The following is a 23,925-nucleotide window of genomic DNA, read 5'->3' as shown; positions in this document are numbered from 1 at the left end:
GATTCGAACCATGAACCTAAAACTCCGTAATGCTACGTTGGCGGTCATCGCTGCCTCCGCTCTCGTCATCTCCGGCTGCTCTAGCAGCGATTCAGAATCCTCGGGCGAAGCCATCGACGTCAAGCTCGACGGTTCCTACAATCCAAAGGACCGCTCCGAGCTGAAGGAAGGCGGCGAACTTCGCCTGGCACTGGATGAGATTTCCCAGCAGGAAAACCCATTCCACGCTGACGGCACCCGGTATACCAGCGACGTGTGGAAGTACTACAACCCGCAAATCGGGCTTTTCGACGGCTCCGGTGAGTTCCACCCCAACAACGACTACATCACCGACATCAAAGAAGAGGAGAAGAACGGCAAGACCGTCATCACCTACACCATCCACGACAAGGCCCAGTACAACGATGGCACGCCGATTGACTGGAAGTCCTTCGAACACACCTGGAAGTACAACAACGGCGAGGATAAGTCCCTCAATGTCTCCAGCATCGAAGGTTACAATCTCATCGAGTCTGTGACCAAGGGCGAGACCGACAAGCAAGCTGTGGTCACCTACAAGCATGCATACCCATGGTGGCAGGGCCTGTTCAACTTCTTGCTTCCTCCGCAGGTCGACTCCGCCGAGAAGTTCAACAAGGCATACCTGGGCAAGCTGCGCCCAGAGTGGGGTGCTGGCCCGTACAAGGTCGACAATGTCGACTTCGTCGGTGGCACGGTTTCCTTCGTGCCAAACGAAAAGTGGTGGGGCGACAAGCCATTCCTCGACAAGGTCACCTACCGCCAGATGGAAGACCAAGCTTCCATCAATGCCTTCAAGGCAGGCGAAATCGATGCCACCGGCGTGGGCAATAAGGATCGCCTAGCTGCGGTTAAGGGCATGAATGACATTGAGATCCGCACCGCAATGTCGCCTTCTAACTCCCTGTTCGTTCTCAACTCTGGCAACGAGATCCTGAAGGACATCAAGGTCCGCGAGGCAGTGCTGACCGGCATCGACCGCTCCCAGCTGGCCGCCATCCGCTTCAACGGTCTCGACGGTTACAAGGAAGAACTGCCGGGCTCCCTCAACCTCTATCAGACCCAGAAGGGCTACGAGGACAACGTTGGTGCCGTCGTGAAGTTCGATGCCGAAAAGGCCAAGTCGCTGCTGGACGAAGCCGGCTGGAAGGAAGGAGCCGACGGAATCCGCGAGAAGAGCGGCAAGAAGCTTTCGATGCGCTATACCCTGCTGGGTGACAGCGTCATTTCCAAAGCACTGGCCACTGCAACGCAGAAGATGCTCAAGGACATCGGAATCGATCTGAAGGTCGAAGAGCGTCCTTCCTCCGACTTCTCGGAGATCGCCACCAAGAAGGATTTCGATATCTTCCCAATGGGGTTTTCCTCCGGTGATCCATTCGGCATCGCGTACTTTGGTCAGATCTACCGCTCCGACTCCGAGCTGAACAAGTCCGGCACCGGTACCCCGGAGATGGATAAGAAGATCGAGGAGCTGGCCAAGATCGCAGATCCTGACGAGCAGATCAAGAAGGGCAACGAGCTGGAACGTGAGGCCCTGTCCACCTATGGCATCATGCCTATCTTCAACGGCCCGGCCATGGTCGCTACCAGCCCGAAGCTAGCCAACTTCGGTGCTGCTTCCTTCGCTGTACTCGAGGTCGAAAACATCGGCTACACCGAGTAAAGCTTCAGCCGCAAACAAAGAGCTGGCTCCACTCAATGACTCATTGTCAACGAGTGCAGCCAGCTTTTTGTTTTTAGCTATCGCCCTAATTATCACCCTTGAGCTGGTCACGCAGCTCATCGAAATACTGGCGTGCCGTCTGCGGTGCCTTGCTCTGTGGTGCACCGCCGGAGTACGGCGGCTGCTCAATAGCTTGAGCGCTCTGTTGGGCTTGCTGCTGCACCTCGCGCGCCGCCTGCTGCGCGCGCTGCGTCTTCTGCGCACGCAGCTGCTCCAAGCACTCGCGCTGCTCGCGGTCGAGTCCGCCAGAGGCTTCGTTGTTAATAGCCTGAGTCGACAGCAGTACGTCGCGCATGCCGCCGAAGAGATCCTGCATGCCACCTGGGTTCGAAGGCATGTAGAGGACGTTGGTGTGAGAACGGTCGGCGACGTCGACCATCGCGTCCAGGTACTGGGAAACCAACATCAGGGTCTCTGGGTTTTCCTGAACGCCTGCAGCACGCAGCATCTCGTACTGCTGCGCGATACCCTCAACAATTTCCTTACGCTGCTCAGCCACGCCGCGACCCTGCAGCTTCTTAGCCTCAGCGGCGCCTTCGGCTTCCTTAACCACGCGAATCTTCTCCGCCTCAGCCTGTGCGATAGCCGCCTCGCGCTCACGCTGCGCAGCGTTAATCGAGTTCATCGACTCGCGCACGCGGGTATCCGGACGAATATCGGTAACCAGGGTGTTCACGAAGTGCCAGCCATATGCAGCCATGTTGTCGCGCAGCGACATCGCAACGTTCTGCGCGATGGTGTCCTTCGAAGAGAAGGAATCATCCAGGTCCATGTTCGCCACGGAAGAGCGAACGTTGTCCTGGACATAAGCCACGATCTGCTGTTCGTGGTTGGAGAGCATGTAATAAGCTTCTCGCTCACGACCTTGCACAACCTCGTATTGGACGGCGACCGGAATCTGCACGAAGACGTTGTCCTTGGTCTTGGTCTCCACCATGACATCGAGCTGGCGCACCTGCAAGCTGATCTTGTCGCGCACGCGATCAACCCACGGCAGCTTGAAGTGCAGGCCAGCGTGCGCCACGGTCACGAACTTACCCAGGCGTTCCACAATGGCAGCCTCACGGGTGCGCACGATGTAGTAACCATCGAAAATGGTCAAAACAATCGCCAGCAGAACAACGCCAATAAAAATCATTCCGATCATTGGTTCTTCCTCTCGTCCATTTTTCGTTCAATTCTTGATTCCTCCTCACCTTTCCACACCTTGAATAAGTGCGCGAGTGGGAAAGAAAAATCTTGATGAAACTGCTATCGAACGGAGGTTCTAGTGGTCATCAACCAAGCGGAAGAGCTCGCCCAGAATGCCCTCGCCGTCGTGGCCGATTCCGTTGTGTTGGAACTTGTTGGTCACCATTGGGCGCAGGTCACGGTAGGCACTAGCGGTCTGCATCGACTCTTCGAAGGGCACGAAGATGTCATCCAGATAGACAGCTGCGGCGGCCTGCACTTCGGCGTTGCCCAATGCCGCGGCGTCGTAAGGCGCGGCGTCCCACTCAAGCTGCGCCAACGCTTCTGCCGAATCCTTGAAGGCAAGCAGCGCCGGATCCTCATCGAACTGCCACGGGAAGATGTGCTCGCCTGTCAGCCACGTGCCTGACTCAGCAAACTCCGGGAACTCCTCGCGCACGCGGTGCGCCGCCCAGCCCGTGACGTGCTGGCCGCCCACACTGCCATAGATGGATTCGTGGATGGCCGCATACAATGGCCCACCCTGGAAGCTCACGCGAGCACCGACCTCGTGGAGGAAATCGGAGCGCAAGCGCTTCTCCCCACCCACGGTGCGGAAAGGCTCCTCAAGCAGGTAGCCCAGGGAATCGAATCCGGAGCCACGGCCCAGCTCGATGCCGATGGTGCGGAAGCGAAGCGAGCTCAAGCGCTCCCCAGTAGGCAAAACCTCCTGCGAGTTGTCCAGGTGATCGATGATTTCCGCGATGCGCTGCTGCGCGAAAGGTACGTAGTCGAAGAAGCGCTGTTGGCGCATCTTGAGCTTGGTGAACGTGGAACGATAAAGATCGTCTGCGCCCTTGTCCAAGGTCGGGAGGCCGCCGGTCAGGAAGGCCTTGTCCACAGACTCGGGGAACAAGGAGACGTAGCTCGTGATGCAAAATCCGCCAAAGGACTGGCCGAACAAAGACCACTTGTCGATGCCAAGGTACTCACGCAGCCGCTCCGCATCGCGCACGATGTTGTCCTGGCGCAGCAGTTTAAGGCGCTCGACGCTTAAGTCGGCGGCGTCGGAAAGCTCATCAATGCGATGGCTGCGGCCGGTGCCACGCTGGTCCATGAGGATCCAGCGGTAGCGCTCCAGGCCCTTGCCGATGACACCTGACGCCCCCAGTGGACGCGGGGCTGGGAAGCCTGGCCCGCCCTGGTTATAGAGAATGGCGGGCTTATCCGGGTCACCGATTTCACGAGCATAGAGCTCAAACGTGCCCTGTTGCGGGTCGTTGTAGTCCCACGGGACGGAAAGTGTGTGTTCTCTTACTGGGTATCCGAAACGACGAGTCATGGATAAAAGTTTAGCGCCGCACCATAGTGGCGCAGCGCTAAAAACTTTTCTTATTCAGAGAAGACTCGTTTAGTAAACGGTGAATCCCTTCGCGCGGAAGACGTCACGAATTGCTTCGATGTCCTCCGGCTTTGGCGGCTTCGTGTCCTCGAGGGTGTACGGATAGCCCAGTTCATGCCACTTATCAGCACCCATATTGTGGAACGGAAGCACCTCGATACGCTCGACGTTGTTGCTCCAACGCCCCACGATCTCGGCGACGTTTCGCACGTTTTCAGGGGAATCCGTAAGTCCTGGAACCACAACAAAGCGGATCCACACCGGCTTACCCATCGCCGACAGCCGGTCACCGAAGTCGATAGTCGGCTGCAACTCGCGGCGGGTGACCAACTTGTAGGTTTCCTCGTCACCAGATTTAACGTCGAGGAGGACGAGGTCGATGTTTTCCAGGTCTTCGTCCCGCAGACGGGAGCCCAAGAAACCGGAGGTATCGATGGTGGTGTGAATACCAGCATCGTGGACTTCCTTGAGCACACGTCGCGTGAACGCAATCTGGAACAGCGGCTCGCCACCTGAGATGGTCAGTCCGCCACCGGAGGCTTTGAAGATGGGCTTGTAGCGCTTGATGCGCTTGACGACGTCCTCGATGCGCTCGAGGGTGCCCACCTTCATCTCCATGGTGTCAGGGTTGTGGCAGTACTGACAGCGCAGCGGGCATCCGGACATGAACATCGTCATGCGAGTACCGGGACCATCGACGGAGGTTACTAGCTCCCAGGAATGTACGAGGGCGATGTCGCCAGTACGGCGTGCCTCCATGAGCTCTGGGCGCTTGATCTCGTCGAGGGAGTTATCGGTACCTAGGCCGGCGGCCGCTCCGCGCACCTTCTCGCCCGCTTGGGGGTCGAGGTGCACCACTCCAGTAATGCCATCAGCCATTGTTTATGAACCCTGGTGGAAGGTACGGGAGATGACGTCGAGCTGCTGCTCCTTGGTGAGCTTGACGAAGTTCACTGCGTAGCCGGAAACACGAACGGTCAGGTTCGGGTACTTCTCTGGGTGCTCGACAGCGTCCTCGAGGGTTGCCTTATCCAGAACGTTGATGTTTGCGTGGTAGAGACCTGAGTTCATCTGGTGCTCGTCACGGTTTGCCTTCATGGCTGCAAGACGCTCGTCGAAGGTTGGGGTTGCCATGGTTTTCTCCTTGAAATTGGTTGAGGTTGGTTTGGGAAACTTGATTGACTGCGGGTGGCTTACTCGGACTCCATGATGAAGCCTGCATCCAACACGCCCACCAGGTTGTCGATGCGCTCCTCCGGAGTGCGGCCGAGACCAGACGGGGTGATGGTGTTGGTCAGCGAGATGCCATCCAGCGCATCCTTGTAGTCCAGCTTGCCCACGGACAGCATGGAAGCGACCATGCCGTGGCTGTCGGCGCCGTTTTCTGGGTTAGCACCTGGTGCGAACGGGGTACCAGCCTTGTGGCCGGATGGGAAGGCACCGGTTGCCTTGCCGTAGACCACGTTGGAGGTAATGGTCAGAACGGACTGGGTTGGAATTGCGTTGCGGTACATCGGGATGGCCTTAATCTTTGCCATCACGGTGTGGACGATGGTGGCGGCGATGTCATCGGCGCGGTCATCGTCGTTGCCGTAGAACGGGAAGTCGCCCTCGGTCTTGTAGTCCACAATCAGGCCGGTCTCGTCACGCACTGGGTAAACCTTTGCGTACTTGATGGCGGACAGGGAGTCAGCAACGATGGACAGACCTGCGATGCCGCAGCCCATGGAGCGGACGATGTTGGAGTCGTGCAGAGCCATCTCGATTGCCTCGTAAGCGTACTTATCGTGGCAGAAGTGGATGATGTTCAGTGCCTCGACGTAGGTACCAACGACCCAGTCCAGCATCTCTTCGTACTTCTTCCAGACTTCGTCGAAGTCCAGTGGGCCGTCGCCCTGGATTGCGTCGTAGCCTTCGACGACCTGCTTGCCGGTGACCTCGTCACGACCGCCGTTGATGGCGTAAAGCAGGGCCTTTGCAGCGTTAACGCGAGCGCCGAAGAACTGCATCTGCTTGCCAACTTCCATCGGGGAAACACAGCAAGCAATCGCTGCGTCATCGCCCCACTGCTCACGAATCTGCTTGTCAGACTCGTACTGGATGGAAGAAGTGGTGATCGAGATGTGCGCACAGAACTTCTTGTAGCCCTCTGGCAGTGCTGGGTCCCAGAAGATAGTGATGTTCGGCTCTGGTGATGGGCCAAGGTTGACCAGGGTCTGCAGCAGACGGAAGGAGGTCTTGGTGACCATGTGGCGGCCGTCGTTGCCGAAGCCAGCGTCGGACCAGGTTGCCCAGTATGGGTCACCGGAGAAGATCTGGTCGTAGTCCTCGGTGCGCAGGAAGCGAACGATGCGCAGCTTCAGGACGAGCTGGTCGATGATTTCCTGTGCGTCCTCTTCAGTGATGATGCCGGCCGCGAGGTCGCGCTCGAAGTAGCAGTCGAAGAATGCGGACAGACGGCCGATGGACATTGCGGCGCCGTCCTGGGATTTGATGGAAGCCAGGTAACCAAAGTAGGTCCACTGGACTGCCTCATGAGCGGTCTTTGCAGGGCCGGAAATGTCAAAGCCGTAGGACTCTGCCATGATCTTGAGTTTCTTCAGGGCCTTGATCTGCTCTGCGTGCTCTTCACGGTAGCGTGCCCAGTGCTCGCTGAAGCCCAGGTCGCCGACCTCGTGCTTCTTGGCTTCCTTCTCGGCGATGAGGTAGTCAACGCCGTAGAGGGCGACACGACGGTAGTCACCGATGATGCGGCCGCGGCCGTATGCGTCAGGCAGACCGGTGATGATGTGTGATGATCGGGCAGCGCGGATGCGCGGAGTGTAGATGTCGAAGACGGCATCATTGTGGGTCTTGCGGTAGCGAGTGAAGATCTTCTTGATCTCAGCCTCTGGCTCCTTGCCCGCTTCGCGGATGGCCTGCTCGACCATGCGCCAACCACCGTTCGGCATCATGGCACGCTTCAACGGGGTGTCGGTCTGCAGCCCGACGATGACGTCATCGTCCTCTGAGATGTAGCCGGCTGGGAAAGCATCGATGTCAGTTGGGGTGTGGGTATCCACATCGAAAATGCGCTTTTGGCGCTCTACTGACAGGTAGTTCTTTTCGAGGGTGTCCCACGTGCGCTGAGTCTTTTCGGTTGGGCCCGCGAGGAAGGAAGCGTCTCCATCGTACGGAGTGTAGTTGCGCTGGATGAAGTCCCTGACGTTGATGCCTTCAGCCCATGGGCCAGGCTCGAATCCCTTCCAGGCTTCAAACTGCAGCGGTTGCGTTGCGGTGGTCACTGTTGTGACTCCCTTCTTGTTTGACACGTTTCATTCAAGTGAGTCGGGGCGCCATGCCGCTAGTTCCTGTCACTGTGTCGCGGAGTTGTATTTCAAACTCGGGCTTCACCGTCTGAGCGACGAGCGCCTCTTGTCTCCAAGTTTAGAAGCCGTGACTGCACCCCTCCTACTTGAGAAAATGTGCAACAGGGCACATCCGTAACAAATCAGCCCTCTTGCAGGTCATCCCTTTCAAAAAAGACGTATATACCGTTTATATCGGGGGTATTTTGCCCCCGAACGTGAGTTTCCACACGTTAAATTGATAGATTTTTTATCACCAAACGAGCAAGGGGCCGCCGTAGCGACCCCATAATTTCCCACCCCTACTTGAAGCTAAACTCCAGCTCAGCATTATTATCTACTGACCTAATGATTCCCGTGTAGAAGTCTTTTGCCTGGTCCTGCAAGACACCCCGGTTATCCGAAATGTTCTGTTTTTTCTCACCTTCGTCAAGAATTTTCGCAACTGTATCGGCGGCATCAAGCTCGGGGGTAATCCAGCTAAGAGCACCGTTATCGTTGACGGCGGTCTTAAATTGCTCATCGGAGTGGCCAATGAAAATGAACCTCGGGATGGTCACTTTGTAAGAGTGCTCGCCGGTTTGCTCGACCTTTACGTCCTTGCCTTCGATTCCAAGTTTGGCCTTGTAAGAGTATTGCACGAACTGGGTGCGGCCAGTCCACGGAATACCGACGCCGAGTATCTCTTTATTCGATGAATTTTCGGCCAAGCCCTCGATGCCCAGGCTAAGCAGCACAACCTGTTCTTCCCGTTCCACAGACTTGATAACCCGTGTGTTCAACGCATCCCCCTGGGTGCCAATGATGCCCTTGTTCTGCAAAATTGCAACCCCGCCAAGCGCTACTACGGCGGCCGAAAGAATGGCAATCAGGGCTGTCTTGAACTTTTTCATGGCGGTTTACTTCCTCATTGTCAATGAATTGGCGGCCGTCTTTCCCGTGGCGGGCAATCGCAGCACGTACTTGGGATACGCGCCGAGATGCGCACGGGGAGGTCAGCAAAGTTTGTTGTCCATTGAGGTCATCGACGCCCCATCTCTTCCGATTCCCCATCGGACATAGTTGTGGTCTATTCGTTACTAAACGGACATAAAAAAGCGCCAGATTCTGCCCTAATCCGGGCACAAACCGGGCACAAACAAAGGCCCCCGCAGCAATGCGGAGGCCTGCTGTGCGCCCGGAGAGACTTGAACTCTCACGTCATAAGACACTAGAACCTAAATCTAGCGCGTCTGCCAATTCCGCCACGGGCGCATTCATTACATTGGAACCACCACTCCACTCAAGTGCGGGGAGGAGTACCGCAATGCAACTGCGACAGTAGTTTACACCCTGATTTCAGTATCACTAAACCCAGGCACGCGCGGGGACGCACCCGTTCCTTCCTACAACCGTGCGCTGCCCCACAATCGTGCAGGCTAAAGCATAAATCCACTTTTCCCAAAACAATGGGTAGGCTATTACGGGTGAGCAATGACAGCATGCCGAAAAAGCAGAAGTTGAAGGTGCGATGGTGGCATATCGTCCTCATCGCTTTTTTCGTAGTGCTCTTTTTGTTCCTCGCCTACTGGCAGTGGACCCGCTTTCGCTCCGGGTCGGGCACATTCCAGAACTTGGGCTATGCCCTCCAATGGCCGCTCTTCGCAGTCTTTGTGGTCTACGCCTACAAGACAGCACTGAGCTACGAGAACGAGCGTATTGAGGCTGAAAATGAAGCCTCCGCCATGGGCATTACCGACTATAAACATGAAGCGGCAGCCGAGAAAGAAAAACGCGGTGAGGTCACGAAGATAGATGAGGACTTCCTTCCGCAGCGTCCGCAGATGGACGTGGAGACTTTCAATGCAATGAACCAACAGCGCCGCAAGCGCGGCGCCGCCTACGATGATCAGTTTTAGAAAGAGAATCCATGACTAACCAAGTTCACCCAGACCGCCAGGCCCGCATCCGCGGCCCGCTGAAGTTCTTCTCCATCGCGGCAACGGTCACCGGTATTTTCCTGCTCATCCTCGTAGCCCGCATGATCCTGCAGTACATCGTCGGCGTCGAGATTCCGCACTGGGCCACCTACATCGCGCAGGCCCACGGCCTCGCGTACATGGTCTACTTGGTCTCCATCTTGGTCCTCGGACCACGTGCACTGTGGCCGGCGGGCAAGCTCATCACTACCGCCCTCGCTGGTGTTGTTCCTTTCCTCTCCTTCTGGATGGAGCACAAGCGCCGCCTCGAAGTCACAGAACAGTTCCAGCTCAACCGCTAATACCAGCGCGGCTATGAGCACCGTTTCCGTGCTCAAGCATGACTGAGCGTTAAAGCACACAAAACTTAAAATAAGCAGGGAGGCTCCGGCTAGCGCCGGTGTCTCCCTGCTTTTTGTTTTGCGAAATTAGTGCTTGCAGCCTGCTTACTAGTTGATGGCTGCGAGCTGAGCGATGATGTCGGTGAGCTGCGCCAGCGCACGGCCGCGGTGAGAAACCGCGTTCTTTTCCTCGGGGCTCATCTCGGCGGAGGAACGCTGCTCGCCTTCCGGCTGGAAGAGCGGGTCATAGCCAAAGCCGTTTTCGCCCTGCGGCGCGCGCAGGAGGGTCCCTGGCCAGCGCCCCTCGGCAACGTACTCCTTGCCGGCTGGCGTCACGAGCGCGCAAACCGAAACGAATGCAGCTGCCCTACGCTCGTCAGGAACGTCGGACATCTGCGCGAGCAACAGGTCATTGTTCGCCTGGTCGTTGCCGTGCTGGCCGGACCAGCGTGCCGAGAGCACGCCCGGCATACCGTTGAGTTCTTCGACGGCGATACCCGAGTCATCCGCAATCGTGGCGATACCAGTATTGGCAACGCCAGCACGGGCCTTAATCAGTGCATTATCAGCAAACGTGCGCCCGTCCTCCACCGGTTCGTCATACGCTGGCACAGCGGAAAGCGACAGCAGCTCGACGCCTTCGATTCCCGCGTCTGCGAGGATGCGTTCGAGCTCTCCGAGCTTCTTCTTGTTATTCGAGGCGACAAGGAGCTTTACCATCCCAGCGCTGCCTTCTGTGCAGCGATCAGCTCCTCGCAGCCCTTCTGCGCCACATCGAGCATGGAGTTCAGCTCGTCGCGGCCGAACAGGCCGTGCTCGCCGGTGCCCTGAATCTCTACGAAGTCACCGCCTTCCTGCATGACCACGTTGAGGTCAACTTCCGCGCGGGAGTCCTCCTCATATGGCAAGTCCAGGCAAATCTGACCGTCGATGATGCCCACGGAAACCGCAGCAATCGGGTCCAAGAGAGGCTCACCAGGGACGACTCCCTCGGACTTCAAGTACTCAATCGCATCCGCCAAGGCCACATAAGCACCGGTGATGGACGCGGTGCGGGTACCACCATCAGCCTGGAGCACATCGCAGTCGAGCTGAATGGTGTTCTCACCCAGCTCAGAAAGGTCCACGGCGGCACGCAGGGATCGACCCACCAAGCGGGAAATCTCGTGGGTGCGCCCCTTGACCTTGCCCTTCATGGACTCACGCGGCATGCGGTCGTGGGTGGCAGCCGGCAGCATGGAGTACTCAGCGGTCAGCCAGCCTTCACCGGAATCCTTCTTAAAGCGCGGCACACCGAACTCCACGGAGGCAGTGCACATCACGCGGGTGTTGCCGAACTCAACGAGCACGGAGCCCGCCGGGTTGGTGGTGAAATTACGGGTAATGCGAACGCTACGCATCTGGTCGAGCGCGCGACCATCGGCACGAGAAAAATCAGTCATGCCCACTACCCTACCGGCTTAGCTAGAGCTCAAACTCCATGCCCGGCGCGCCCAGGATGATCTCCCCCTTGAATTCCGCTTGCGCAGCACGCAACGTTGCCGCGGTGTCGCCCCAGGGCTGCAGGTGAACGAGCACCAGCTTTGCGACGCCGGCCTCACGTGCCACGCGTCCCGCTTCCGCACCCGACATGTGCATGTTCGGGGCCTTGCCCTCAGAGGTCTCGCCCCAGGCGGCCTCGCAAAGAAAGACATCGGCGCCCCGTGCGGCGTCGACAAGCGCAGGCGTAAACGCCGTATCCCCAGAGTAAGCAATGGTCTTGCCCGTCTTGGCATGTTCCATGCGCAACGCATACGCCTCAACTGGGTGGATGACCCTAAAGGGCGTCATGTAGACGTCATCGAGCAGCTGGCGCTCGCGGTCGATCCACGGGGAAAAAGCGAAGGTATCCGACATGTCGTCGACGCCATCGACCTCATCAGCGGACAAGCGCCCCAGATGGCGAGGCGCATGCTCCGGCCCAATGCAGAAGTTGCGTGAAGCCGCAGGCGCGGTGGGATGGAAGCGGCGCCAGACCATCAGGGACGGAAAGTCCAGGCAGTGATCAGCATGGAGATGGCTAAAAGTGATGTGCGCATCGCAAGGATCCTGCACTTCTTGGAGGCGAGCAAGCGTGCCCGGGCCCATGTCCATCACGATGGATGGCGCGTCCGGGAAGGACACAACGTATCCAGAGGCAGCGTTTCCCGGGACGGGAACTGAGCCGGAACAGCCAAGAATCGTCAGCTTCATGGGTTCAATAGTTCCACGAAACCTTCTCGATTGCTGGATTTGGGGTGAAAAAGACCTAAAGCAGTCTAAGCAGCCACAGGTCACATTTCTAGGACAGGCGCCTGCCTGCAACACCGGGCTCACGCACGTGAGCCGTGCATTTTAGATCTGCGGGCCTAGAAAACGCGTGGCCAGGCGGGAGAAAGTCTCTGGGTCTCCGGTGGACTCAAACTTGCGCACCGCTTCTTGTCCCTCCGGCGCCAGCATGTCGGTCTCCGTCAAAGTTCGCATGACGTCCTTGGCCGTTTCCTCCGCAGAGGAGACCAAAGTGACGTTGTCCCCCATCGCCAACTGAATAACGCCGGTCAGCAACGGGTAGTGGGTACATCCCAGCACCAATGTATCCACGCCTGCGGACTGCAGGGGCGCAAGGTACCCCTCGGCGACACCTAGGATCTGACGCCCAGCGGTAATGCCGCGCTCAACGAAACCGACGAAGTCAGGGCAGGCGACGGCGTGGGCCTCCACGTGCGGGTTAACGGCAAAGAGGTCCTGATAAGCCCCGGAGTTCACGGTGCCTTCGGTACCGATGACGCCGATCTTTCCGTTACGGGTCGTGGCAATCGCACGGCGCACTGCTGGGCGGATGACCTCCACCACCGGGATGTCGTAGCGCTCGCGGGCATCGTGTAAGAAGGCCGCAGTAGCTGTGTTGCAGGCGATGACGATCATCTTGCAGCCGCGCTCCACCAGCTCGTCAGCAATCTTCGTGGAGAGCTCGCGCACCTCCGCGATGGGACGCGGGCCATACGGGGAATGCTCGGTGTCGCCGATGTAGATCACCGACTCGTTGGGCAGCTGCTCAATAATCGTGCGCGCCACGGTAAGTCCGCCCACGCCCGAGTCGAAAATCCCAATAGGCGAGGTTGCGTCTGGCATTAGCGCTTTGCCACCTTTACTGGGTCATCTGAGGTGATAATCATGCCGGCAATCACGCCACCAATTGCACCGAAAAGGTGGCCCTGCCAGGACACGCCTTCATAGACCGGCAGCACGCCCCACACCAGGCCGGAGTAGGCAAAGCCGAGAACCACGCCCAGTGCCGTCTGCGAGAAGGAACGGTTAAACAGGCCGCGGACAATAAGGTAGGCCAGCCAGCCATAGACCAGCGAGGATGCGCCGATGTGGGAGGTACCCGGTCCACCCAGCAACCATGTGCCGATGCCGGCGACCAGTACGGTGATAATGGTGACTTCCCACCAAGCCTTGCGCCCGGACAAGCCGATGAGGAAGCAGAAGATTGCACCCGGCACAGAGTTACCGATGAGGTGCTCGAAGTTCGCGTGCAAGAGCGGGGCGGTAAAAATGCCCCAGATGCCGTTGAAGTCGAGGGGGCGAATGCCGTAGTTCGACAGCGCCCCGCCGAAGATGAGGAAGTTGATTATCTGAACGAGCCATTCCACTACGAGGAAGCCCACGGCGAGGCTGATGCCGGTGCGGATGCGGCCACCGCGCGTGTAGTTCTTCGAGTCGCCGCGATTTGTGCGCACGGGCGAAGAAGCGCCGTGGGGCTGGTTTGCCCCGAAGGCTGAATTAGGGAAGGAATATCCAGAGGTGCCACCTGAAGTCATAATGGCAACAACTCTAGTCCAGCAACGAAGAATAGGTCTCTAATCCCAGGCCAGGCTTAGCTTTCACGATTGCCGCAACGATTGCTTGTTCCACGGCTTCGGCCGCAGCCTGGCACAGCGCCGCCATGGTTGGGGTGTCGACGCCCCGCGTTGCGGTATCTGACGCCGTCGACAGTGCAAAGAGCGTATCCCCGTCCAGCGGCGAGTGCGCCGGGTGAATCGCGCGTGCGATTCCATCGTGCCCTGTCAGCGCCAAGCGCTTGGCTTGGGCCTTGGTCAGTGGGGCGTCGCAAAGCACAGCTCCGATGGTGGTGTTGAGCTTGGACTCCGCCGGGTGACGCAGCGCCGCGAAACGCTCCAGGTTCACCGCCTGCTCATCTGGGGCGCCGAACAGACGGCCTGTGCGCGGGTCCACGACACTACCGACCGGATTGGCCACCACCACGGCACCCACAGCGAAGGTCCCCTGCAGGGTTTCCACTGGCAACTCGGCCAAGCCAAAGCCGCCGCGCATCTTTCCGGCGGTTGCGCCCACTCCCGCGCCCACGGTTCCGGTTGACGCATCATGCTTGGCGACGGCGCGCTTTACCGCCTCCGCGCCATCTTCAGCGGTGGGGCGCTCGTCACCCAGTAGCAAATCAAAGATGACCGCGCCGGGCACGATGGGAACGCGCGGACCTGGCTTGCCCTCGCCAAGGACCGGGAAACCAATTCCCTGGGATTCCAGCTCGCGCATAACGCCGTCAGCAGCAGCCAAGCCAAAGGCCGAGCCGCCCGCCAACGTGATGGCATGGACGCGCTCGACGGTATTGTGTGGTTCCAGCAGATCCGTCTCGCGGGTGCCTGGTCCGCCGCCACGCACATCGATGCTAGCGACCGCGCCTTGCGAGCCACAGTACAGAACCGTCACGCCCGTGTTGTTGTGGCTGACGTGGCCAATCGACACTCCGGTGGGACCAAAGAGGCCGGACGTTGTGGCAGGCGATGGTACGTCAGACACTGTCTATCCCATCAACACTTGGAGAAGGGAATCCTGGCAATAAGCCAGCCATTCCACCAATGTGTCGCGGTCATCCTGCATCGACTCCTCGGGGACGTCACCGGCGGCAACGAAAAGGCGCAGATCATTGAGACCAATCAGGAACGCATGCGCTTCCTCTTCGGAGATCGTGACCTCTACCCCACCGGTTGGGCCGAGTGCGGCGTTGATGACCTGCAGGTTCTGTAGCTTCGCACGGGCGATGTCATTCTCGTGCAAGGAACGCAGCAGCGAATTATCGCCGTCGTATTCTTCGTCCCCAGGTTTTTCAAAGTCTGGGAACAGGCGCGCCAGGGAAGGATCCTCTGGAGCCTCTGTGTGGCCGGTGGGCATGTCCAGCATTTGTGCCAGTTCGTCCTTGGGGGCGGACTGTGCACGGGCGATGATTGCTTCCGAGACGGTGGCCGTGAGATCACCTAAAACCTCGCGCTCCATGGGCTCCAAGACGGTGGTGAACTTGGCCGCACGCATGAGCGACTTCTTCTTTTTCCAAGCCTGCATTAGCTGTAGTTACTCCCTTAGCCCGCCTGCTGCATCGTGGCCCAAAGGCCAGCGATCTGGAGCTTTTTGACGTCGGCTTCTACTTTGTCACGCTCGCCCGTGGACACCGCGGCTTTACCCTCGGTGTGGACTTGCATCATCAGCTCATTGGCGCGTTTTTTGTCATAGCCCAGAACCGTCTGAAAGACGTAGGAAACATAGCTCATCAGGTTGACTGGATCATCCCAAACGATGCACATCCAAGGCAGGTTTTCGCTGGATGCAACATCGACCTCAATGGCCTCATCCAGTTCAGGAGTAGCCATCGGTGACCCGAGGCGGACTCCACCGCCTGGCAGGGCAACTAATTGGGCAAAGTGCGGATTCATGCCCTCTACCCTAACCAATTTTCGCCCCCGACATTGAAAATTCACGATAGACTGACGGGGATTCTCACTGTATTTCATGTTTCCCCGAGCTTCAGGAATACCCAACGATGAACCTCTCCTCAATTCCACCCGCATTCACGGCTATCCGGGAAGGCCGCATGCCTAGCCATGAAGAGATCGTGCACCTTGCACAAGGCGGGATCACCGTCGTGGCGCTTCTCGGCACAATCATCATGGCGGGCATCGGGTTAGGCACATCGAGCGCCCCTGGCGGTGGAGATCCGAGTGGTTCTTCTCAAGACTCGCCCGAAAACCATTACGAGGTGCCTTCTCCAGAGATTCAGCTACAACTCGATGCAATTGCGATCGATATCAACGAGGCCCTCAATCAATGGCGCATAGATGCAGGGAGCGCACCACTTTCCCCATGGATTGACCGCCAATCTGCGGCACGCAAGAAGGCAGAGTACAACGCAGCAACCGGGACAGAGAGCTTCACCAGTGAAAATGTCTCGATGGTCCAGCACCATCTACCTCTGAGCAAAGCCAGTGGTTACGCCTTCATCGAGGCGTGGCGCCAGTCACCTGAACACGTCGCGGTTCTGCGCGATCCGCACGCTACTTTCGCTGCCGTGGGTACCGCCTACGCCAACGGCCAGGTGTACGTGGTCATTCAGCTGGAGAAATAGATCTACCTCTTTTGGGAGCAATAGCTGCAAGGCAATCACCCGCTAGGTACCATTTGCGATGTGACTAACATCTCCGAAACTATCCCTAGCCATCCTTCCACTACCGATCGCTCTACCGCGCTGCTGACTGATAAATACGAGCTAACCATGCTCCAAGCGGCGCTCAAGGACGGTTCTGCGCATCGTCAAGTGGCCTGCGAGGTCTTCGCACGCCGCCTCCCCAACGAGCGCCGTTATGGTGTGGTGGCTGGAACCGAGCGCGTGCTACGCGCAGTGCGTGACTTCCAATTCACCGCAAAACAACTAGCCCAGATGGATTTCTTGGATGAGCAGACTAAGGGATACCTGCGCAATTACCGTTTCTCTGGGCAGATTGATGGCTACCGTGAGGGCGAGATCTATTTCCCTAACTCCCCGCTTTTGACGGTGCGCGGTACTTTTGGCGAGTGCCTCATCCTGGAGACGGTCATCCTCTCCATCATGAACTCCGACTCCGCCGTGGCCTCCGCCGCATCCCGCATGGTGGTCGCTGCCGATGGCCGCCCGATCATTGAGATGGGCTCGCGCCGCACCCAAGAGTACGCTGCAGTAACCGCAGCTCGCGCCGCTTACCTCGCGGGCTTCCAGGCCACGTCGAACCTCGAGGCTGGCTACCGCTACGACATCCCAGTCTCCGGCACTGCCGCACACGCGTGGACCCTCGCACACGTCAACGAAGACGGCACCCCTAATGAGGAAGCAGCTTTCCGCACCCAGATTGAGACCCTCGGCGTAGAGACCACGCTTTTGGTCGATACCTACGACATCACCAAGGGCGTCGAGACCGCAGTAAAGGTGGCCGGCCCTGAGCTCGGCGGCGTGCGCATCGACTCCGGCGACCTCGGCCCTGTGACTCGCCGTGTGCGCAAGCAGCTCGACGAGCTAGGCAACCACAACACCAAGATCGTGGTCTCCTCCGACCTCGACGAGTTCGCCATCGCCGGACTACGAGGCGACCCAGTTGACGTGTACGGTGTCGGCACCTCCGTGGTCACCGGCTCCGGTGCCCCTACCGCGGGCATGGTCTACAAGGTCGTTGAGGTTGAGGGCCACCCGGTGGCGAAGCGTTCCTCCTCCAAGAAGTCCCAAGGCGGCGCCAAGCGCGCAATCCGTACCTACCGCTCCACGGGTGTTGCCGTGGAGGAGCTCGTGCTTCCATTCGGCGCCCCAGACCCAGAGACGGGCACTCTTAGCGCGCGCGAGATCACCGTTCCGCTGATGCGCGACGGCGAGATCGTCAAGGACCTGCCCACCCTGCAGGAATCCCGCGAGTACCGGGCCAAGGCAATCACCACCTTGCCTTGGGAAGGCCTCGCGCTGACCCGTGACGAGCCGGCAGTGCCAACCCGCATGGTGGGTTTTAAGCCCACCTCGCGTTAGTTGGTCACGAAAGTTACCTGGAAGAGCCTGGGGCTTGCAGGCTTCCTGAAAGATTCTGCGGCTGCGCTAGACTCGACCGAGTGAGTGACGAGCCTTTAAACCAAAGCACTGAGACGCTTCTCGACGCCGCCGTTGAATCCCTCGGCGGCGCGCGTCGCGAGGGGCAGCTGAAAATGGCTAACGCCGTCACCAAGGCCCTGGAATCCGAGCGTCACTTAGCCGTCCAGGCCGGCACCGGTACTGGTAAGTCCCTTGCTTACTTGGTGCCCGCTATTCGTCACGCCCAAAACACCGGGCACACCGTCATCGTCTCGACAGCGACACTGGCACTGCAGCGTCAGCTGGTCGAGCGCGATTTGCCGCGGCTTGTCGACGCTCTCGAGCCCGTCATGGAGTCCAAGCCCACCTTCGCAATCATGAAGGGACGCTCCAACTACCTGTGCCTCAACAAAGTGGCACGCGCCGACGAGCTCGCTGAGGAACAAGGCGAACTGCTCGAAGAGCACGAAGTCTCACGTCTAGGCCGCCACATCAAGCGGCTCTACGACTGGGCTGATGAGACCGAGACTGGCGACCGCGACGATCTGGACCAAGGTGTTCCGGACTTGGCGTGGCGCCAGGTATCGGTAACTTCCGCGGAGTGTCTCGGTGCCACGCGTTGCCCTCACGGAGAGGAGTGCTTCGCCGAACTGGCTCGCCGCAAGGCCGCGGACGTCAACGTCGTGGTGACCAACCACGCGCTACTGGCAATCGACGCCGTCTCTGACGTCAACGTGCTTCCCGAGCACGAGGTAGTAATCGTGGACGAGGCCCACGAGCTCGATGGCCGAATCACCTCGGTGTCCACCGCAGAGATCACCTCCCGCGCCATCAAGATGGCTGCCAACCGTGCCAAGAGCCTGGGCGCGAACGGCAAAGACCAGCGCTTGGCGGAACTCGCCGATGAATTCACCATCCTCCTCAGCGAATTCGGGCCTGGCCGCTGGACAGACATGCCGGACAACGCCAAGTCTCAGCTCACTGCCTTAGGCGACACCCTGCGCGAATGCCGCGAGGCAATTGCCCGGACTCCCGAAGGCGAGCAGGCCAATGATCCGGAGAAGTTTGCTGAGCGCCAGAACTTGGCCAACCACCTCGCCACCATGGCCGAGGCTGTAGCCCGCATCCTTGACGTCTTTGCCACCGGGGACCCCTCGGCCCACGAAGACGTGGTTTGGCTCGAGCGCGACGAACGCAGCTTCACCGACACCCTTGCCGTGGCACCGCTTTCCATCGCCGGCATGTTGCACGAGAAGCTCTTCGGCGAACAGACCGTGGTGCTTACCTCCGCGACCTTGGCGCTCGGCGGGCGCTTCGATGCTATGGCCGCGCAGTGGGGTATGCCGAAGGGAACCTGGGACTCACTCGACGTGGGTTATCCTTTCGATCCTGCTAAGAAGGGCATTCTCTACGTGGCCAAGCATCTGCCACAGCCCGGCCGCGATGGCCTTGCACCGGAGACCATCGAGGAGATGCGCGAGCTCATCATGGCCGCCGGCGGGCGCACGCTAGGGTTGTTCTCCTCGCGTCGTGCTGCCGAGCAGGCTGCGCTAGAGCTCAAACCAAAGCTGCCTTTCGACGTCTTCGTCCAAGGCGAGGACTCAATCGGCGCGCTGGTGGAGCGTTTCTCTAAGAACGAGAATTCTTGCCTCTTTGGCACCCTCACCTTGTGGCAGGGCGTCGACGTGCCCGGCCCCGCCTGCTCTTTGGTCCTCATCGACCGAATCCCGTTTCCCCGCCCGGACAATCCCCTCATGCAGGCGCGCACCGAAGCCGCCCAGGCCGCTGGACGCAACGGCTTCATGGAGGTCTCCGCAACCCATGCGGCACTCCTCATGGCACAGGGGGCTGGGCGATTGCTGCGTTCAGTTACTGATCGTGGCGTCGTCGCAGTCCTCGATAACCGCCTCGAAACCAAACGCTACGGTGGGTTCCTCAAGGCATCGATGCCGCAGTTCTGGCAGACCACCGACTCCACGGTGGTCCAGGGGGCATTGCAGCGCCTCGTTACGGACCGCTAGCTCAGCGGCGCGCGCAACGCGCAGACCGTAGCTGAGTCGGGTGCAACTTCGGTGAATCCGGCGTCACGCACCACGACTGCCCCAGGCGCTGCGCACGCACGGAGGAAGCCCTCAGAGTCGATCTCGCGCACAGACAGCACGAAGTCGCGTGCTGCCCATCGCTTAACTTCCTCGAAGCTCATCTTCGCAGCCAACAACATGGAGCCGTGGCCCACCTGGGCCGCGGCTTTTCCTGCGCTCATCTCAAGGCTCGAATCGACGTAGATTACCGGAGCGTCGCCAAGCGGGGCTCCTGGCTCATCCTTTTCCAGATCGGTGTGCCCGATCTGGAGCTTGCGCACGAGCGGATCTACCTCGGAGACCGCCGATGGTACGAAGGCGCGGGCGATATTATCTACGGTGACACCGGGGACCGTTTGAACGTCCGTCCATGCCTTGTTACGCGCGCGACGCGCTACCTTGCGGATACGATGGCCGTACCACTGCGCCAGTGCTGCGGCAAAGGCTGAGTCCTGGCCGGCGCGGTCGTCTAAGCACAGCGCCACGACGGCACGCGCGGCGGACTCTAGGACCACCGAGCGTGCAGGCGTATCCTCCTTCGGCAGGTTCAGCGCCAGCTGCATGGCCTGGATGGTCTCAGGGCGATCGGGATCCTCAGGGTCTTCTCGCCAGCTCCGATCATCGCAAGCTCGCACCAGCCGCTCGTGGGCTACCCGCAGTAACTCGGGGTCACTCACTGACGACCTCCTCAGCTGGGATTCCGAGAATCTGCAGGATTTCATCCATGTATGGATGGCTGACTGACGCATCCGCGACCTCGCGCAGCGCTGGCTTTGCGTTGAAGGCAATTCCCAAGCCAGCGGCACTAATCATGTCGATATCGTTAGCGCCATCGCCCACCGCAACGGTCTGACTCATGCGCAAACCTGAGTCTGCAGCGAACTCGCGCAAGAACTCCTCTTTGGCCTTGCGGTCAACGACCTTGCCTATGACGCGGCCGGTGAGCTTGCCGTCGACGATCTCGAGCGTGTTGGCACGGACGTAATCCAACTGCAGGTCCGCTGCCAAGTCTTCAAGCACTTGGATGAAGCCGCCAGAGACGACCGCCGTGCGGTATCCCATGCGGTTGAGAGTGCGCACTGTGGTGCGAGCACCCGGCGTAAGCTGAATTTGCGCGGCCACCTCGTCGATGACGCTAGCGTCCAACCCAGCCAAAGTGGCAACACGTTCACGAAGAGATTCTTCAAAGTCGAGCTCGCCGCGCATGGCACGCTCGGTTACGGCAGCGACCTCTGCTTCCTTACCCGCGTGTGCGGCAAGCATCTCGATGACCTCGCCGGTGATAAGGGTGGAGTCGCAGTCAAAGCAAACGAGACGCTTAGCGCGGCGCTGAAGGCCGGCACGCTCAATTGCGATGTCGACGCCGAGTTCCTTCGATAGCTGCGCCAGCGCGGAACGCACGGGGTCCCCAGAGCCCTGCAGACTGATAAAGAGCTCGAAGCCCATCAGCGGATAGGTAGACAAGCCGCGGATGCGATCAATGTTGGCGTCGAAGTTTGCTAGCTCCTGTGCGACTGCCGACATCGTGCGCGCTGTGACGCTTTCCCCCAGGATGACAACCGAGTGGGTCGAACGCGCGCGGGAAGTCGTTTCATCCGCTTTGATATCGAGACTGATGACTTGGTTGTAGATGCTCAGGGTATTGCGCAGTCCCTGCTCTAGTTGCTCTAGACGCGCGCTATCGAGGCGCACGTAAGCTGCGAGCGAAATGCGGCCAGAGAAGATCGCTTGTTCGACGTCGACCAGTTCGATATTGTGCGACGACAGCACTCGAAAGAATGCCGCAGACACGCCCGGCTTATCTGGCCCCGAGGTCGTAATGACGGCAAAGGTATCCAGGTTGGTGGCCGGTTCAGGAGCCTGTGCGTGCGTGACATTGTTTTCAGTTTGGTTTTCCACGTGCACAGTATCGCACGTCAAGACATATTTTTGGAAAGAATTGGGGCTATTCGGCCTGTTCTGTTACTCAACTAAGCCCACTTGTTCGGGAGAGATCACAAAACCGCCTCCCCAGTGCACCGCGTGGTGCTTTTGGGGAGGCGGCTTGCCAGGAGTTAGGTGTCTCAGCCTATAGCTTTAGTGAGCACCGGAATCCTTTGTAGTGTGGCCGTAGTGTGCTTCCTCGCGCATGCGCTTAACCATGTGTGGGTAGTGCAGCTCGAATGCCGGACGCTCAGAACGGATGCGCGGCAGGGAAACGAAGTTGTGGCGTGGCGGCGGGCAGGAGGTAGCCCACTCGAGGGAGTTACCGTAGCCCCATGGGTCGTCGACGGTGACGATCTCGCCGTAGCGCCAAGACTTGAAGACGTTCCAAACCAGCGGGATAACGGAAGCACCGAGAACGAAGGAGAAGATCGTGGAGATCTGGTTGTAAACGGTGAAGCCGTCGGACTCAAGGTAGTCAGCGTATCGACGTGGCATACCCATGTTGCCCACCCAGTGCTGGACCAGGAAGGTGCCGTGGAAGCCGATGAAGGTCAGCCAGAAGTGAATCTTGCCAAGACGCTCGTCGAGCATACGGCCGGTCATCTTCGGGAACCAGAAGTAGAGGCCTGCGAAAGCGGAGAACACAACCGTACCGAACAGGGTGTAGTGGAAGTGAGCAATCAGGAAGTAGGACTCTGCCAAGTGGAAGTCAAGTGCCGGGGAAGCGAGCATAACGCCGGTCATGCCGCCGAAGAGGAAGGTGGACAGGAAACCCATTGCCCAAATCATCGGGGTATCCCAGGTGATGTGGCCCTTCCACATGGTGCCAACCCAGTTGAAGAACTTAACGCCGGTAGGAACGGCGATGAGGAAGGTCATAAAGGAGAAGAACGGCAGCAGGACAGCGCCGGTAACGAACATGTGGTGTGCCCACACAGCCATGGACAGGGAGCCGATAGCCAGAACCGCGAAGACCAAGCCGATGTAGCCAAAGACTGGCTTACGGGAGAAGACCGGAATGACCTCAGAAATAACGCCGAAGAATGGCAGTGCCAGGACGTAAACCTCAGGGTGGCCAAAGAACCAGAAGAGGTGTTGCCACAGGATCGCGCCGCCGTTGCCGGAGTCGTAAATGTGGCCGCCAAGCTTACGGTCGTAGAGCACACCAAGTGCACCTGCGGTCAGCAGCGGGAAGATCATCAGGGCGATGACGGAAGCGGTGAAGATACACCAGGTGAATACCGGCAGACGGAACATGGTCATACCTGGCGCACGCAGGGTGAGGATGGTGGTGATCATGTTGACTGCGGAAGCAATGGTACCGACACCGGTTGCACCGACGCCGACGATCCACATGTCAGCACCGATACCCGGGGTGTGGACAGAGTCAGCGAGCGGGACGTACATGGTCCAACCGAAGTCAGCAGCACCACCTGGGGTAGCGAAACCGAGCAGCATGACGATACCGCCGGTCAGGGTGATCCAGAAGCCGAATGCGTTCAAACGCGGGAAGGCCACGTCAGGTGCACCAATCTGGAGCGGCAGGATGTAGTTAGCGAAGCCCCAGACAACCGGGGTAGCAAACAGCAGCAGCATCACGGTGCCGTGCATGGTAAACAGCTGGTTGAACTGCTCGTTGGACAGGAACTGCAGACCCGGGCTGAAGAGCTCAGCACGAATCAGCAGGGCCATGAAGCCACCGAGGAAGAAGAAGCTGAAGGACATGATCAAGTACATGATGCCCAGCTGCTTGTGGTCGGTGGTGGTGAGCATTACCCAAGCCTTAGAGCCGGTCTTGGCATTGCCAGTCGGCTCTGGACGAGTTGGCGCGACGTAATCGTCGAGCCTTGGCGCCACAGCGGTCATTTAATTCCTCCTGAAGAACAAGTGTTATGCACGCCAGCTCCGGTTAAATGGACCTGTCGGCACAACACCTAGGTTTACTCGACTTATATTAGGGGACTCACCTGTGAAATTTCCAGCTTTCCCCAATGCCCATCAAAGCTAGTTAACCCCGTTTTTAGGCACCCCAACTAAAGAACCCCCAGCACGCGGGCTG

Annotated in this window: 23 protein-coding genes and 1 tRNA gene; 6 read left to right on the top strand and 18 right to left on the bottom strand. The window is 59.0% G+C overall.

What is annotated here, in order from left to right:
• The first annotated feature begins 10 nt into the window (after positions 1–10).
• A complete protein-coding gene (locus tag I6I72_RS09965) occupies positions 11–1,684 on the top strand; it encodes an ABC transporter family substrate-binding protein (RefSeq protein WP_049152125.1) in 1,674 nt (557 codons plus the stop codon).
• A gap of 85 nt (positions 1,685–1,769) precedes the next feature.
• Here I6I72_RS09965 and I6I72_RS09960 read toward each other — a convergent pair whose 3' ends face one another.
• From I6I72_RS09960 to I6I72_RS09930, 7 genes are all read right to left on the bottom strand, one after another.
• A complete protein-coding gene (locus I6I72_RS09960; protein ID WP_201806814.1) occupies positions 1,770–2,891 on the bottom strand; it encodes an SPFH domain-containing protein in 1,122 nt (373 codons plus the stop codon).
• 120 nt (positions 2,892–3,011) lie between these two features.
• Positions 3,012–4,256 carry an alpha/beta fold hydrolase gene (locus tag I6I72_RS09955; protein ID WP_005531068.1) on the bottom strand — a complete coding sequence of 415 codons (1,245 nt, stop codon included), beginning with the start codon at positions 4,254–4,256 and terminating at the stop codon, positions 3,012–3,014.
• A gap of 69 nt (positions 4,257–4,325) precedes the next feature.
• A complete protein-coding gene (gene pflA, locus I6I72_RS09950; RefSeq protein ID WP_005531070.1) occupies positions 4,326–5,195 on the bottom strand; it encodes a pyruvate formate-lyase-activating protein in 870 nt (289 codons plus the stop codon).
• Between the two features lie 3 nt (positions 5,196–5,198).
• On the bottom strand, positions 5,199–5,450 hold the full coding sequence (grcA2, locus tag I6I72_RS13835; RefSeq protein WP_005531071.1) for an autonomous glycyl radical cofactor GrcA2: 252 nt from the start codon (positions 5,448–5,450) through the stop codon (positions 5,199–5,201).
• Between the two features lie 59 nt (positions 5,451–5,509).
• Complete coding sequence (locus I6I72_RS09940; protein WP_049063354.1) at positions 5,510–7,600, bottom strand: pyruvate formate lyase family protein; 2,091 nt, start codon at positions 7,598–7,600, stop codon at positions 5,510–5,512.
• A 365-nt stretch (positions 7,601–7,965) separates the two neighbouring features.
• On the bottom strand, positions 7,966–8,556 hold the full coding sequence (locus tag I6I72_RS09935) for a hypothetical protein (protein WP_049152121.1): 591 nt from the start codon (positions 8,554–8,556) through the stop codon (positions 7,966–7,968).
• Between the two features lie 279 nt (positions 8,557–8,835).
• Positions 8,836–8,917: transfer RNA gene (locus I6I72_RS09930), tRNA-Leu, on the bottom strand.
• A 194-nt stretch (positions 8,918–9,111) separates the two neighbouring features.
• Between I6I72_RS09930 and I6I72_RS09925 the strand changes: the two genes are divergently transcribed.
• Positions 9,112–9,561, top strand: a complete 450-nt coding sequence (locus tag I6I72_RS09925) for a hypothetical protein (RefSeq protein WP_046645809.1) — start codon at positions 9,112–9,114, stop codon at positions 9,559–9,561.
• An 11-nt stretch (positions 9,562–9,572) separates the two neighbouring features.
• Positions 9,573–9,923: a DUF3817 domain-containing protein gene (locus I6I72_RS09920; RefSeq protein WP_005531076.1), complete on the top strand. Its 351-nt coding sequence runs from the start codon at positions 9,573–9,575 to the stop codon at positions 9,921–9,923.
• Between the two features lie 147 nt (positions 9,924–10,070).
• Here the strand turns inward: I6I72_RS09920 and rdgB are convergent, their stop codons facing one another.
• The 8 genes from rdgB to clpS all read right to left on the bottom strand — a co-directional run bounded on the left by rdgB (position 10,071) and on the right by clpS (position 15,712).
• Positions 10,071–10,682 (bottom strand): RdgB/HAM1 family non-canonical purine NTP pyrophosphatase, encoded by a 612-nt coding sequence (gene rdgB / locus I6I72_RS09915; RefSeq protein ID WP_049152120.1) that lies wholly within the window; start codon positions 10,680–10,682, stop codon positions 10,071–10,073.
• A complete protein-coding gene (rph, locus tag I6I72_RS09910) occupies positions 10,676–11,404 on the bottom strand; it encodes a ribonuclease PH (RefSeq protein WP_046645851.1) in 729 nt (242 codons plus the stop codon). The genes rdgB and rph overlap by 7 nt, the downstream gene beginning before the upstream one ends.
• Before the next feature lie 22 nt (positions 11,405–11,426).
• The gene (locus I6I72_RS09905; protein WP_049063347.1) at positions 11,427–12,194 is read right to left on the bottom strand and encodes an MBL fold metallo-hydrolase; all 768 of its coding nucleotides are present in this window, start codon (positions 12,192–12,194) and stop codon (positions 11,427–11,429) included.
• Positions 12,195–12,335: 141 nt separating this feature from the next.
• Positions 12,336–13,112 carry a glutamate racemase gene (murI, locus tag I6I72_RS09900; RefSeq protein ID WP_049152116.1) on the bottom strand — a complete coding sequence of 259 codons (777 nt, stop codon included), beginning with the start codon at positions 13,110–13,112 and terminating at the stop codon, positions 12,336–12,338.
• The gene (locus tag I6I72_RS09895; RefSeq protein ID WP_049063346.1) at positions 13,112–13,804 is read right to left on the bottom strand and encodes a rhomboid family intramembrane serine protease; all 693 of its coding nucleotides are present in this window, start codon (positions 13,802–13,804) and stop codon (positions 13,112–13,114) included. Before I6I72_RS09895 ends, murI begins: the two co-directional genes overlap by 1 nt.
• A gap of 13 nt (positions 13,805–13,817) precedes the next feature.
• Complete coding sequence (locus tag I6I72_RS09890; RefSeq protein ID WP_049063344.1) at positions 13,818–14,804, bottom strand: P1 family peptidase; 987 nt, start codon at positions 14,802–14,804, stop codon at positions 13,818–13,820.
• 3 nt (positions 14,805–14,807) lie between these two features.
• Positions 14,808–15,344 carry a DUF2017 domain-containing protein gene (locus I6I72_RS09885; RefSeq protein WP_005531083.1) on the bottom strand — a complete coding sequence of 179 codons (537 nt, stop codon included), beginning with the start codon at positions 15,342–15,344 and terminating at the stop codon, positions 14,808–14,810.
• 17 nt (positions 15,345–15,361) lie between these two features.
• Positions 15,362–15,712: an ATP-dependent Clp protease adapter ClpS gene (gene clpS / locus I6I72_RS09880; RefSeq protein WP_083280983.1), complete on the bottom strand. Its 351-nt coding sequence runs from the start codon at positions 15,710–15,712 to the stop codon at positions 15,362–15,364.
• 107 nt (positions 15,713–15,819) lie between these two features.
• Between clpS and I6I72_RS09875 the strand changes: the two genes are divergently transcribed.
• The 3 genes from I6I72_RS09875 (at position 15,820) to I6I72_RS09865 (ending at position 19,880) form a co-directional block, all read left to right on the top strand.
• Positions 15,820–16,401 carry a CAP domain-containing protein gene (locus I6I72_RS09875; protein WP_166683491.1) on the top strand — a complete coding sequence of 194 codons (582 nt, stop codon included), beginning with the start codon at positions 15,820–15,822 and terminating at the stop codon, positions 16,399–16,401.
• A 147-nt stretch (positions 16,402–16,548) separates the two neighbouring features.
• A complete protein-coding gene (locus I6I72_RS09870; protein ID WP_240923202.1) occupies positions 16,549–17,820 on the top strand; it encodes a nicotinate phosphoribosyltransferase in 1,272 nt (423 codons plus the stop codon).
• Positions 17,821–17,900: 80 nt separating this feature from the next.
• Positions 17,901–19,880, top strand: a complete 1,980-nt coding sequence (locus tag I6I72_RS09865) for an ATP-dependent DNA helicase (protein WP_049152113.1) — start codon at positions 17,901–17,903, stop codon at positions 19,878–19,880.
• Here I6I72_RS09865 and I6I72_RS09860 read toward each other — a convergent pair.
• The 3 genes from I6I72_RS09860 to ctaD all read right to left on the bottom strand — a co-directional run bounded on the left by I6I72_RS09860 (position 19,877) and on the right by ctaD (position 23,732).
• Entirely contained in the window at positions 19,877–20,617 is a 741-nt protein-coding gene (locus tag I6I72_RS09860) for an aminoacyl-tRNA hydrolase (RefSeq protein WP_080970027.1), read from the bottom strand. The two genes, I6I72_RS09865 and I6I72_RS09860, sit on opposite strands and share 4 nt — an antisense overlap.
• Positions 20,610–21,779: a phosphoserine phosphatase SerB gene (gene serB, locus I6I72_RS09855; protein ID WP_034657429.1), complete on the bottom strand. Its 1,170-nt coding sequence runs from the start codon at positions 21,777–21,779 to the stop codon at positions 20,610–20,612. The genes I6I72_RS09860 and serB overlap by 8 nt, the downstream gene beginning before the upstream one ends.
• A 237-nt stretch (positions 21,780–22,016) precedes the next feature.
• Positions 22,017–23,732: an aa3-type cytochrome oxidase subunit I gene (gene ctaD, locus I6I72_RS09850; RefSeq protein ID WP_005531096.1), complete on the bottom strand. Its 1,716-nt coding sequence runs from the start codon at positions 23,730–23,732 to the stop codon at positions 22,017–22,019.
• Between the last annotated feature and the right edge of the window lie 193 nt (positions 23,733–23,925).

It is taken from the genome of Corynebacterium striatum, from assembly GCF_016728105.1.
GTDB classification, from domain to species: Bacteria; Actinomycetota; Actinomycetes; order Mycobacteriales; family Mycobacteriaceae; genus Corynebacterium; species Corynebacterium striatum.
This window is presented reverse-complemented; position numbering and strand designations above follow the sequence as displayed.